This window comes from Polaribacter sp. SA4-10 (assembly GCF_002163835.1).
Taxonomy (GTDB): domain Bacteria; phylum Bacteroidota; class Bacteroidia; order Flavobacteriales; family Flavobacteriaceae; genus Polaribacter.
Genome location: NZ_CP019331.1, coordinates 3,247,628 through 3,260,403, shown reverse-complemented (window position 1 = coordinate 3,260,403; position 12,776 = coordinate 3,247,628). Strand labels below are relative to the sequence as shown.

The window sequence follows — 12,776 nt, the reverse complement described above, 5'->3', positions numbered from 1 at the left end:
AGAAAGCAAATTAACTATTCCAAATTCTCCAAGATTCTTCTGCTTGAAGTTCTAACATTTCTAATCCGTTTTTTATTGTTGCGCCTTTTTCTTTTCCTTTTGATAAAAAAGTAGAGACTTCTGGATTATAAATTAAATCATACAGAAGATGTTGACTAGACAAGAATTCATACGGAATATTTGGTGATTTATGAATATCTGGCGAAGTACCAATTGGAGTACAGTTTATAATAACATGATATTTCTCTAACAATTCTTTAGACAAACTTTCATAAGAAATTTCTTTCTTTTTATTTGGATTACGAGATACAAACCTAAATTTGATATCATTCTTTTTAAGTGCGTAAGCAATCGCCTTTGAAGCGCCACCAGTTCCTAAAATTAAGGCTCTTTTATGATGTTTTTTTAGCAAGGGTTTTAAGGAGTTTTCAAAACCAAAAACATCTGTATTATATCCTTTTAAGTTTCCTCTCTTTGTAAATTTAATCGTATTTACAGCACCAATTTCTTTGGCTGTTTTATCAATTTTATCTAAAAAGGGAATTACAGCTTCTTTATAAGGAATGGTAACATTAATTCCATTTACTCCTTCATTATTTTCTATTATTGAAGGGAAATCTTCTATCTTAGGAATATCAAAATTGACATATTTTAGGTTATCAAAACCTAATTCTTTAAATTTTTGAGTAAAATATCCACGAGAAAATGAATATGATATGTCTTTTCCTAAAAGACCAAAAACTTTATTTTTTCTTTCTCCCATAATAATCTATTATCAAAATTAAACCAACACCTATAAAAACAAATAATATAGCCAACCCTGTTTCTGGGTTTGAAAAATCTGGAATAAAACGCTCATAGTTTTCAACTATTTTATTTCCTTTTTTATCAAACAGAAAACTTGAATTCTCTGTTAAATAAATAGCTTTTTTCCAAGGCCAAACAATTCCTAAAGAACCTGTAATAAAACCAATAATAATTGCTGTTACAATTTGATGCCACCTTTTTAGAACATATCCCAAAACATGAGAAATAGATACTAATCCAAATGCTGAACCTACTGTAAAAACTGTAATTATTTTTAAATACCTAATTTTTACGGGATCTGATAAAACGTCAAAATCTCCAGACAAAACACTTGTTGTTACATTAAACAACACATTTACAGAATCTACTAAAAGCAGTACATAATTGCCTAATAAAATTAAGATAAACGACCCCGAAAGACCTGGCAATGTCATACCAGACACACCTATAATTCCACAGACAAAGACAAACCAGAGGTTATCATTTTCTCTTGCAGGCGTTAAAAAACTAATTCCTAATCCTATTGAAGCTCCAACTATTAATGAAATAATATTTTTAGTATTCCAATCTCCAAAATCTTTTCCTATATAATAAATCGAGCCTATTATCATTCCAAAAAACCAACTCCAAACATAGAGCTCATAATTTTCTAAGAAATAATCTAAAACTAAAGAAATACTAAAATAACTGAACACACTTCCAGTCATTATCAATGTTAAAAAGGATGCATTTGTATATTTAAAAAAGCTTCTAAATCGGCCATTTAAAAGAAGTTTAAATGCTTTAAGGTTTACTTTTCTAAAAGAATAAATTAATTCTTCATAAAAACCTAAAACAAAAGAAACCGTTCCACCAGAAACACCAGGAACTTTATTTGCAGCTCCCATTGCTAAACCTTTAAAAAAAAGATTAATTTTCTGTAAAAAAGTTCTTTCTTGGTGCATCTACTGTTTTTTAAACGCTAATTTTTCCATCAATAAAATAAGACCAAAACCTACAATAGAAAGTATAATTGCCATGGTAAATTGTGCATCTCCATCAAAAGAAAAAGGAGAAACACTTTGTTGATTAAAAGGTACTTCTACTCCATGAGAATTTGTACGCCACGTTAATGTTTCTTTCCATGGCCAAATTTTATTTAAAGAACCAATTATAAAACCAGTTAACACTGCCAATGTATAATTTTTATAATGAGCAAAAAGCCATTTTAAAACTTTAGAAAAAGTAAGCAACCCTATTATTGCCCCTAAACCTACTGCGGCAATTGTTTTATAATCTCTATCATTTACAGCTGCTAAAACAGGTTTATAAGCTCCTAAAAGAACTAATATAAAGGCGCCAGAAATACCTGGTAAAATCATTGCACAAATTGCAATAGTACCAGCTATAAACATAAAAAATAGTGAAGAATTTTCTGAGACTAAAGGATTTAAAGTAGTTATATAATACGCTAAAAAAGCACCTAAAACGAGCACTAAAATAGCAATAGAATTCCATTTTGTTATTTGTTTAGCAATGTAAATAATACTAGCTAATACCAAACCAAAAAAGAAAGACCATAATAAAACGGGTTCATTTTCTAATAAGAATTTTATCGCTTTAGCTAAAGAAACAATACTTATAAATATCCCTATAAAAAGTGACAATAAAAAATTACCATTTACTTCTTTCCAAGCAACTTTAAATCCCTCTTTTTTTAACGTTTTTAGCAAGCCAAAATTCACATTACTAATAGAACCTAAAAGCTCTTCATAAATACCAGAAATAAATGCAATTGTACCTCCAGAAACACCCGGAACTAGGTCTGCTGCACCCATTGCCATTCCTTTTAAGCCAATAACTAAATAATCTTTAATGCTTCTACTCATCTTAAGTTCTATTTTTTTTAAAAAACGAAGATAATAGAAATTTGAACAAAAATTGAAGTCTCCTTTTTTAATTCGCTTATTTGCTGATAACTTGGTGACTTGTACTCAACTTTTTTTTAGTAACTACAATTATAAAATGTTGAAAAGTTGAATACCCCTATTAACGATAGACACAATTCAACAAAACATCTTCTAATTCGTTTAAAACATATCGATTCAATATATTTGTGGTCTTATCTAAAGGTTAATATTATGGTGAAGAACAAAATGCTAAATTATATTAAAGGTGTATTAGAAAATATGCCAACTGACTGGTTGCGTCTAACAACTCATCGATTAGACATTTATGATGAAAAACTGGCTAAAACTGAATTCTTAGATCAGTTTGAAGTCTTGTTTAATGACAATAATACTGAAACATCAGCGCTAAGTGAATTACCAACTGCTTACGACTATATTCGATTAGGTCATCCATTATCTTGTATTCTAGAATGGACTATCGCTAAGTTTAACAATCTAAATCCAAAAAATGTAATCAGTTTTTCATCAAAAACGATTCCTATTTTGGCTATTCTGAGAAAAAATCTATTTGATAATAAAAATACCCAAATCGTTTTTACAGATGAGTTACCAAGTTCTTTTGATGCTGAAATTTTAAAGAAAGTTTATGGCTATAAGTTTGATTTAAAAAAAGTTAAAAATATTGAGGAGGTTTACACGTTTGAAGGAAGTACTATTTTCATTTCACAACGCAAAGATATTTCTGCAACGAACCTTAACTCAAACGTAGATTTTTTTATCAATATTCAGGCTAATTTTGGAAGTGTTTTATTAATAAACGGTGAACAAAATGAAACGTATATCTCAGACATTCAGCATGTAAGAAGAAGAGAATCTATTGCAATGACACCGGCTAACTCTCTTGCTGCCTTAAAAGCACTAACAGAAAAGACTCCTTTTGTTACGAATACTAATATTGAGCCCTACAAAAAACGTGTCTTAGATTCAATTAATGAGATTACAGGAACAACTACAAAAGCACTTGTAGCTTCTTGTGGACTATCCGTTCAATATGCTATTTTGATGGGATTAATTGACGATGCTCTAGAAAATCACAAAGGAAAGGCTATTAAAATTATTGTTCCTCCAAATTGTTATGGCGGAACAAATGATCAAGCACGAAGAGTTGCTGCTTGTATTGATAATGTTGAAATAGTGGATTTACCAGTTGATGGTGGTAATGATATGAATAAAAGCATTGATACTGTTTTAGACAAAATTGCAATAGAAGATGCTATTCCTTATATTATCGCTGAAATCCCTACAAATCCTAGAGTTGAAGTTCCAGATTTATTACAATTAAAAAATGTTTTAAGTAAAAAGCGTAAAACTGCAACAGGTGAAATGGCAATAGATCCCGTTTTTATTTTAGATCAAACATTTTGTCCGAATGTACACTTTTTAGGTGAAGGTGAAATCCTATCAACAGTTAGGACTATTTCATTTGCAAGCGGATCAAAATTTCCAAGTGGCGGTTTATGTACAGCTGGTTACTGTGTAGGAAATAAAAACACAGAAGCTTTGATTGAAAAAATAGAAAAGCATCTAATCCTTTGCGATAACGAGGCTACAGATCTTCAATATGAAATTTTAGCGAAGCAATTGCCTTCTATGAATCAAAGAATAATTGATGCTTATACCAATACACGTGAATTTGTAAACTTCATTACCAAAACTTTACCAGAAGCAAAAATCAATTTTGTTTCAGAAGAATTAGCAAACAAAGGATTTACTCCATCTGTGTTTTCATTAGACCTTCCCACAAAAGGGAATACTCCTGAAGAAAAAGAAGCCTATAAAAGAGCACTAAATCATAAGTTAATCAATCTAATGATTACAGAAATTCCCAATGAAAGTAAATACTGTGTAAGTTATGGACAATTAAATGGATGTTATTGGACGATTCCTGCAACATCTACTCAAGGAACTACTAAAGAGGGCGACAAAGATTATATTGCCCGTGTATCACTTTCATCTAACATGGATATTGAACTTCATAAAAAAGTTTTTTTAGACTTTGTTAAATCAATTTAAAAATTGGTAGATGATGAGAGTTATCATAACTCATTATTAGGGTAAGACATAAGTAAAAAAGCCAAACTAAATTAATAGTTTGGCTTTTTATTTATTTACAAAAATGACAAGTACTAATTACTCCATCGCTTTTTTATAATCCTTTAAAAGTTTTTGTACTTTTTCATTATCATACATTATTGGGTATAATTCCTTTAAAATATAATTGCATTCATACTCTAATTTCATCCCACTTATTAAATGGTCAAATGCATATTTTTCTTTGTTTAAGACAAAAAACAAACCTGCTAATCTGTATTCTATTTCTGGAGAATCTTTATAAATTCTTTTTGCTTTTATTAAGACATTTATTGCATCATCAAATTCACCTAAAAAAGACAATATATCTGTTAAGCCAATATAAATTTCAGTAGAATCGTCATTTAAAGCTAAACATTTTTGAAAACCAGTTACAGTTTCCTCAAAAAAATTAAGTTTTAAATTAATTTCTGAATACTTTCTCCAATACAAGGCATTATCATCATCAATTTTTAATGCTTTAGAAATATAATAACCTGCTTTTTGGAAGTTTTCTTGTTTAAAATACATGTCAGTTAACAACACCCAACCTTTTTCTAATAAGGGATCTTCATGTACCGCTTTTTTATAATAAGAAATAGCGGCTTCATACTTATCAATTTTTTGATAACACTCACCTATTCTTAAATACGCAAATGCTGTTGGATCATCTAATTCTAATGTAATTAAATAATTATCGATAGCTTCTTGGTAACGTTCTAATTGTTCTAAAGTTTTTGCTTTTTCTAAATATCCGCCAATAAAAGATTCATCAATTAAAACTGAATAATCAAAAGAAGTTAATGCTTCTTTAAACCTATTTAAAATAAAATATTGTCTTCCTAATTGATGCCAAGCAACTTCACAATAAGGGTTTTTATCAACATAAACATTTAAATAATTAATTGCTTCTTCATGTTCTTTTGCCATATCAAAGCAATACACAACATTATAAAGCGCAGAATAATCTTCTAAATCGACATCTATACACTTAGAAAAATATAATCTGGCGTTTTCAAAATCGTCTAAATACAAATATTCCATTCCTAATAAAGACCAAACATCTAGCTTATCATCTGTAAAAGTTAACGCTTTTTGAAGCTCTAAAACAGCTTCTTTATGGTCTCCTTTTTTAGAATTAATAGTTGCTTTCTGAATAAAAACCTCTTCATTATTAGGCTCTATAAGTGCTATTTTTTTTAATAATTTTGACGCCTTATCCAGTTCACCTTCAAAAACATACAACTCAACTTGCAGTAGTTTTAAATCTACTGAAGCCGGGTGTTGTTCTAGCCCCAACTTTACCGCTTTTTTGGCAAGTGAGTGCTTTCCTACATCAAGATAATGAATTATAATTTCTTCAAACTCTACCAAATCAAAAAAATAAATATTGTTGGTTTTGAGCATCGATTCAAATTTTAATAGAGACATAACTATGAGATTTGAATTATTATTTTAAAGGTACTACAAGTCTTATGCCGCTTTTAATTTGACGTTAATTGTTTTCAACAATTTAATTAACAACATTTATCTTTATTTACTCCTTATAAATTTTGGTTATACATTTATTTCCTTTAATTTTGATTTTCAATAACTATCAACCTAATTTGATAGGTTTCTAATGAGCAGAAAAACATTACTTAACTCAAAAGATATTGAAATAATTCTGCATCGACTAGCTTGTCAGCTTATCGAAAACCACAATGATTTTTCAAATACTGTGTTAATTGGCTTACAACCTAGAGGTTCTTTTTTAGCCACTAGACTAGCGTCTTTATTAAAAAATGAATACCAAATTAAAAACTTACAATTAGGTTTTTTAGACATTACTTTTTACAGAGATGACTTTAGAAGACGTGATGCACCTTTAGCAGCAACTGCTACAGAAATAGACTTTTTAATTGAAGGTAAACAAGTAGTACTCATAGATGATGTTTTATTTTCTGGAAGAAGTATTAGAGCCGCCTTAACTGCAATTCAATCTTACGGAAGACCAGAACACATAGAATTGTTGGTATTAATAGACAGAAGGTTTAGTAGACATTTACCAATACAACCTAATTACAGAGGCCGACAAGTAGACGCAATAAATGAAGAAAAAGTTTTGGTTACTTGGAATGAAACTCATAAAAAAGACGCCGTTTATATAGAACAAAAGTAACCCTCACAAAGGGTTTTTGTAATAAAAAATATGCATTTAAAAGATAGAATAGATTATAATTTACAAACATCTAATTTAAAAAGCTTAACGTGTCTGAACTAAGTGTAAAACATTTATTGGGAATAAAATATCTTAATGCAAATGATATTGATCTTATTTTTAAAACTGCAGATCATTTTAAAGAAGTAATTAACCGACCTATTAAAAAAGTTCCTTCTTTAAGAGATATTACAATTGCTAATTTATTTTTTGAAAATAGTACCCGTACAAAATTAAGTTTTGAGCTTGCTGAAAAACGGTTATCTGCAGATGTAATTAACTTCTCTGCAAGTCAATCATCAGTAAAAAAAGGAGAAACTTTAATAGATACTGTAAACAATATTTTATCTATGAAAGTAGATATTGTTGTTATGAGGCACCCAAATGTTGGTGCTGGTGTTTTTTTATCTAAACATGTAGATGCAAAAATTATAAATGCTGGAGATGGAACCCATGAACACCCAACACAAGCTTTATTAGACTCATACTCTATAAGAGAAAAATTAGGTTCTGTAAAAGGAAAAAAAATAGTTATTGTTGGCGATGTTTTGCACTCTAGAGTCGCTTTATCAAACATTTTTGCACTTCAATTACAAGGTGCAAAAGTAAAAGTTTGTGGTCCAACAACGTTAATTCCTAAATACATTTCTAGCTTAGGTGTAGAAGTTGAAACAAATCTTAAAAAAGCATTAGAATGGTGTGATGTTGCAAACGTTTTGCGCGTACAACATGAAAGAATGGATATAAAATATTTTCCATCAACTAGAGAATACACACAACTTTTTGGAATAAATAAAGAAATCTTAGACAACCTTGGCAAGAAAATAGTAATCATGCACCCAGGACCAATAAATCGTGGAGTTGAAATTACAAGTGATGTTGCAGATTCTAACGAATCTATCATTTTAAATCAAGTAGAAAACGGTGTTGCTGTTAGAATGGCAATTATTTATTTATTGGCGCAACAAATAAAAAGATAATACAATGCTAATTGAAAAAAAATCTAATTACACACTTATTTCTTCGGATGAAAACTCATTCAAAGAATTTTATACTTCTTTTTTAAAAATAGAAAAAAAGTTTAAAGAAGAGAATCTTATTCTCGAAGTTACTAATAAGATAAACGTGAAAAAAGAAGATTTTTTATTATTTTTGAGTGTTTCTGACAATAAAAAAGAGAATGGCACATCATTTGTTATAGTAAATACAAAGATTAATGTTGATGATTTTCCTGAGACCTTTAATATTGTTCCTACCTTAATTGAAGCGGAAGATATTATAGAAATGGAAGCAATACAAAGAGAATTAGGTTTTTAAAAACTGCAAAACATAAGTGAATGATTAAAAAATTACTTTTTATTTTACTTTTAACAATCTCATCTTTAGGTTTTTCACAAGAAAAATCAATTGATGGTTTATCTGCTGCTCCAAATCCTTTTACAAACTCAACAAATATAAATTTTACTTCTACAAGTGAATCTAAATTAATTTTTAGTGTAAAAAATATACTCGGTAAAACTGTTTTTAAAAAAACGTATACTTCTAAAAAAGGTAAAAATTCTATTCTTTTTTTTAAGAATGATTTACTAGTTGGAATGTATATTTATTCAATACAAGGTAAGAATAATATGATCTCTAAACGTTTTGTTATTCGATGAGTATAAACCTCACTATTTTAGGGTGTCATTCTGCAACTCCACGTGTAAACGCTTTTCCTACTTCGCAATATTTAGAAATTAATAATCGTCATTTTTTAATAGATTGTGGTGAGGGAACTCAACGTCAAATGCGCAAGTATAAAGTTGGCTTTTCTAAAATTGATCATATTTTTATTTCTCATTTACATGGCGATCATTTTTATGGTTTAGTTGGTTTATTATCAACTTTTGGTATTCTAAACAGAGAAAAAGACTTACATGTTTTTGGTCCTAAAGGAATTAAAGAAGTAACCTTATTACAATTAAAAATTTCGCAATCTCACGCAAAATATACTCTTATTTTTCATGAATTATCTTCTAAAAAAAGTGAGCTAATTTTTGAAGATGATAAAGTTTCTGTAAGAACAATCCCTTTAAACCATAGAGTTTACACAAATGGGTATTTGTTTACTGAAAAAGAGAAGCCAAGAAAGTTGAACATGTTAAACATCAGTGGCTATCCAGAAATAGAACGTTGTGATTACAACAATATAAAGGCAGGTAGAGATGTAGTTTTATCAACTGGTGAAGTTGTAAAAAATCAACAATTAACAATTAATCCTGCAAAACCTCTAAGCTATGCTTTTTGTAGTGATACGTATTATAAACCAGATATTATTCCGTTAATTAAAAATGTAGATTTGTTATATCATGAAGCAACTTTTTTATCAGACAGAGAAGATTTAGCTAAAAAAACAAAACACTCTACAAGTAAACAAGCAGCACAAATTGCAAAAGATGCTGAAGTAAAACAGTTAGTTTTAGGGCATTATTCTGGTAGATATACAGATATTTCTCTCTTTAAAAAAGAAGCTCAAGAAACGTTCTCTAATGTAGAATTAGCAAAACCTGGTGTTGTTTTTTCTGTAGACTAAAAGGGTTTCATTATTTCTTAAAAAGCAGAAATATAAACACTTCCTTTTTTATAAATTCCTTCTTTTTATAGGAAAGTCAAATCAATAAAAAAACTAATATTGATTGATACTCAATAAAACCAAACTACAAGCAATTTCTGATTCAATATTATTTTCTTGCAACAATTTTACAAACTCCGTATTTTCTGTTCCAGGATTAAAAATTACTCTTCTAGGTTTTAAGCTAATTATATAACTATAATAATCTTCTTGTCTCTTAGGATTTAAATACAGGTTAACAGTATCAATATTTTTATAGTCTTTTTTTTCTTCATCAATAGTAATTCCAGAAACGGTTCCTTTTCTTAAACCTAAAGCAACAACTTGCATCTCTTTATCTGCCAGTCTTTTAATAGCAATGTTAGAATATTTGTTAGGATTTGTTGAAGCACCAATAACTAATGTTACATTTTTCATATTGTTAATATTACGTTAAACGATGTTTATTCTAGTAACAAAGATAAACAATGAGGCGTCTATATAATATCGAAATTAAAAAAAAATAAACCAAAATGAAAAAGATACTACTATTAATTATGTTCACTGTTTCTGCAAATTCTTTTGCTCAGTTAGCAAAAGATAAACTACCAAAGCCTGGAATAATAACTGGAAAAGTAATTGATAATACTACAAAAGAAGCATTGCCTTATGTAAATATTGTTGTTAGAGATATGGTGAAAAAAATTGTTACAGGAGGAATTACAAATGAAGAAGGAACATTTAAAATAAAAAGTATTCCAGAAGGAAAAAGCATTATTGAAGTTCAGTTTATTGGCTTTACAATGTATTCAAAAGAAATTAATATTTCCAACAAAAATAGCAACATAAATTTAGGTACAATTGCTTTAAATGAAGACAGTGCCCAATTAGATGAAGTTATTGTTAGAGCAGAAACGTCTACAGTTGTTCAGAAAGTAGATAGGAAAGTAATTAATGTTGGTAAAGATTTAACATCTGCAGGAACCACAGCTTCTGAGCTTTTAAACAATGTGCAATCTGTAAGTGTAGATAGCCAAACAGGCGCTATAAGTTTACGAGGAAACGATAATGTGCGTGTTTTAGTTGACGGTAAACCAACAAATATTAGCACAGCACAATTATTAAAACAAATTCCTTCTACTTCTATAAAAAGTATTGAATTAATTACCAATCCTTCTGCAAAATACAATCCTGAAGGAATGAGTGGAATTATTAATATTATCCTAAATAAAAACGCAAATATGGGTTTTAACGGTTCTTTAGATACAGGAATTACGGCAGGACATTATGTACGTTACAATGCATCTACTAATTTAAATTATAAAACAGGGAAAGTAAATTTCTTTGGAAATTACGGGTATAATGGAGGTGATAACTTTAACTACGGATTTGTTGACAGACCTAATAATGCTATTTTGCAAGATTTTCAATTTATAAATGATAATCAATCTCATTTAGTTAAAGTTGGAGCAGATATTTACCTTAATAAAAAAAACACATTGTCTTTTTATACAACTCAGAATTTCTTTGATGGAAATGGAAGTGGTAGCACTTTAGTTACAGAAAATAATGTTTTAACTGCAAATGCACAAAATATTCAACTCCAAGAAAATACTACAGGAACTTATAATGTAAATTATAAAGTTGAATTTGAAAAAGAAGGACATAATTTAGAATTTGAGGCTACATATTCTAATACAGATTCTCCTGAAGATGCAATGAATTCTGATTTAATTAATCCAAATGACAAAGGACTAAACTATTTTAATGATATAGAAAATGATAGAAATAACACCTTAGTTAATTTAGACTATACAAACCCTATTTCTGAAGAAGGAAAGCTAGAATTAGGATTAGAATATAGAACTGATAATACTGCTAACATTAATGATACAAACCAAGCAGGAAACCCAAGTTCATCTTTTGATTATGATAGAAAAATTTATTCTGGTTATGCTAATTATGGGCATAAATTTGGAAAAGTAACCATGCAATTAGGTGCTAGATTAGAGCAATATGAAATTGATGGATTATTTAATCAAGTTGGTGAAAATTCAGAAACTGTAACTGATAAAATATTTAGTATTTATCCATCAACATTTTTTACTTATAATCCATCAGAAAAAAATCAATTTCAATTAAGTTACAGCAGAAGAGTTGATAGACCAAATATTGGACAACTAAATCCTATTAGAGAATGGAGTACTCCTTTAATTACATCAATAGGAAATCCTGAATTAAACCCACAATTTACAAATTCATTTGAAGTAAACTATACACGTCAAATTAAAAATGGTTCTTTAACTTTTGGAACTTTTTACAGAAAAATTAACGATAACATTTCTCGTGTAACCTATAAAGACCAATCAGACCCTAACAATGTTAAGCAAATTCTTTCTCATACAAATTTTGATGACACAAGCTCTTATGGACTCGAATTTTCTGCAAATTATAAAGTAAATAATTGGTGGAGAATAAATTCTAGTATGGATTTTTATTCGCAAAAACAAAAAGGTTTAGTTGATTTAACAACATCAAATTCGCAACAATTAGAAGTAACTAATGAAGTTTTTAATGCACGAATTAGTAATAGTTTTAAAGCTTCTAAAAACTTAAGATTACAATTATTTGCAATGTATAGAGGCCCACAAGAAGACATACAATGGAAAGTACAAAACATGTGGATGGTAAATACTGGAGCAAGCTTAACCGTTTTAGAAGGCAAAGGAACCATAAACTTTAGAGTAAATGATATTTTTAAAGGAATGAAATTTGCTTTTGATGCAGAGACGCCATATGCGCAAAACGGAAGATTTAATTGGGAAAGCCAAACTGCTTACTTAGGTTTTAATTACAAATTTGGTAGTGGAAAAAATAAAGCAAAAAGAAGAAGACAAAGAGATAGTAATGAAAAACAAAGCGGTGGCGGATTTTAATATCTATAAATAATTATTTGAATTAAAAACTCGGGTTTTGCATAGCAAAATTCGAGTTTTTTTTTTCTAAAAAAACCTACTTTTTAAAACCTATTTAATTGCTGTAGGTTTTATGAATCTATATAAAAAAGTTACGCTGTTTTTCTTCATTTTATCTGTTTCTGTATTTTCCCAAGAAAAAAAATAAACGACTATAATTATAGGTCGTGTCTCTGGAAAAGTAA

Annotated in this window: 12 protein-coding genes; 7 read left to right on the top strand and 5 right to left on the bottom strand. The window is 28.9% G+C overall.

What is annotated here, in order from left to right; genetic code table 11:
- Positions 1-10 precede the first annotated feature (10 nt).
- Genes BTO04_RS14325 through BTO04_RS14315 form a run of 3 tightly spaced genes read right to left on the bottom strand, consistent with a single transcriptional unit; the run spans position 11 to position 2,675 of the window.
- A complete protein-coding gene (locus tag BTO04_RS14325) occupies positions 11-763 on the bottom strand; it encodes a shikimate dehydrogenase (RefSeq protein ID WP_087565147.1) in 753 nt (250 codons plus the stop codon).
- Entirely contained in the window at positions 744-1,751 is a 1,008-nt protein-coding gene (locus BTO04_RS14320) for a DUF368 domain-containing protein (protein ID WP_087565146.1), read from the bottom strand. Before BTO04_RS14320 ends, BTO04_RS14325 begins: the two co-directional genes overlap by 20 nt.
- Positions 1,752-2,675 (bottom strand): DUF368 domain-containing protein, encoded by a 924-nt coding sequence (locus tag BTO04_RS14315; RefSeq protein ID WP_087565145.1) that lies wholly within the window; start codon positions 2,673-2,675, stop codon positions 1,752-1,754.
- Between the two features lie 252 nt (positions 2,676-2,927).
- Between BTO04_RS14315 and BTO04_RS14310 the strand changes: the two genes are divergently transcribed.
- On the top strand, positions 2,928-4,769 hold the full coding sequence (locus BTO04_RS14310) for a PLP-dependent transferase (RefSeq protein ID WP_087565144.1): 1,842 nt from the start codon (positions 2,928-2,930) through the stop codon (positions 4,767-4,769).
- Between the two features lie 117 nt (positions 4,770-4,886).
- Here the strand turns inward: BTO04_RS14310 and BTO04_RS14305 are convergent, their stop codons facing one another.
- Positions 4,887-6,257 (bottom strand): lipopolysaccharide assembly protein LapB, encoded by a 1,371-nt coding sequence (locus BTO04_RS14305; RefSeq protein ID WP_087565143.1) that lies wholly within the window; start codon positions 6,255-6,257, stop codon positions 4,887-4,889.
- Between the two features lie 190 nt (positions 6,258-6,447).
- Here BTO04_RS14305 and pyrR point away from each other — a divergent pair, with 190 nt between their 5' ends.
- The 5 genes from pyrR (at position 6,448) to BTO04_RS14280 (ending at position 9,598) form a co-directional block, all read left to right on the top strand.
- On the top strand, positions 6,448-6,987 hold the full coding sequence (gene pyrR, locus BTO04_RS14300; RefSeq protein WP_087565142.1) for a bifunctional pyr operon transcriptional regulator/uracil phosphoribosyltransferase PyrR: 540 nt from the start codon (positions 6,448-6,450) through the stop codon (positions 6,985-6,987).
- 89 nt (positions 6,988-7,076) lie between these two features.
- Positions 7,077-8,006: an aspartate carbamoyltransferase catalytic subunit gene (locus BTO04_RS14295; protein ID WP_087565141.1), complete on the top strand. Its 930-nt coding sequence runs from the start codon at positions 7,077-7,079 to the stop codon at positions 8,004-8,006.
- 4 nt (positions 8,007-8,010) lie between these two features.
- Positions 8,011-8,343: a hypothetical protein gene (locus BTO04_RS14290; protein WP_087565140.1), complete on the top strand. Its 333-nt coding sequence runs from the start codon at positions 8,011-8,013 to the stop codon at positions 8,341-8,343.
- Between the two features lie 20 nt (positions 8,344-8,363).
- Positions 8,364-8,684, top strand: a complete 321-nt coding sequence (locus BTO04_RS14285) for a T9SS type A sorting domain-containing protein (protein WP_087565139.1) — start codon at positions 8,364-8,366, stop codon at positions 8,682-8,684.
- The gene (locus tag BTO04_RS14280) at positions 8,681-9,598 is read left to right on the top strand and encodes a ribonuclease Z (protein ID WP_087565138.1); all 918 of its coding nucleotides are present in this window, start codon (positions 8,681-8,683) and stop codon (positions 9,596-9,598) included. Before BTO04_RS14285 ends, BTO04_RS14280 begins: the two co-directional genes overlap by 4 nt.
- A gap of 93 nt (positions 9,599-9,691) precedes the next feature.
- On the opposite strand, the gene BTO04_RS14275 is transcribed toward BTO04_RS14280, so the two are convergent.
- The gene (locus BTO04_RS14275; RefSeq protein ID WP_087565137.1) at positions 9,692-10,054 is read right to left on the bottom strand and encodes a CoA-binding protein; all 363 of its coding nucleotides are present in this window, start codon (positions 10,052-10,054) and stop codon (positions 9,692-9,694) included.
- A gap of 95 nt (positions 10,055-10,149) precedes the next feature.
- On the opposite strand from BTO04_RS14275, the gene BTO04_RS14270 reads away from it, so the two are divergent.
- Positions 10,150-12,552 carry a TonB-dependent receptor gene (locus tag BTO04_RS14270; RefSeq protein WP_087565136.1) on the top strand — a complete coding sequence of 801 codons (2,403 nt, stop codon included), beginning with the start codon at positions 10,150-10,152 and terminating at the stop codon, positions 12,550-12,552.
- The last annotated feature ends 224 nt before the right edge of the window (positions 12,553-12,776 follow it).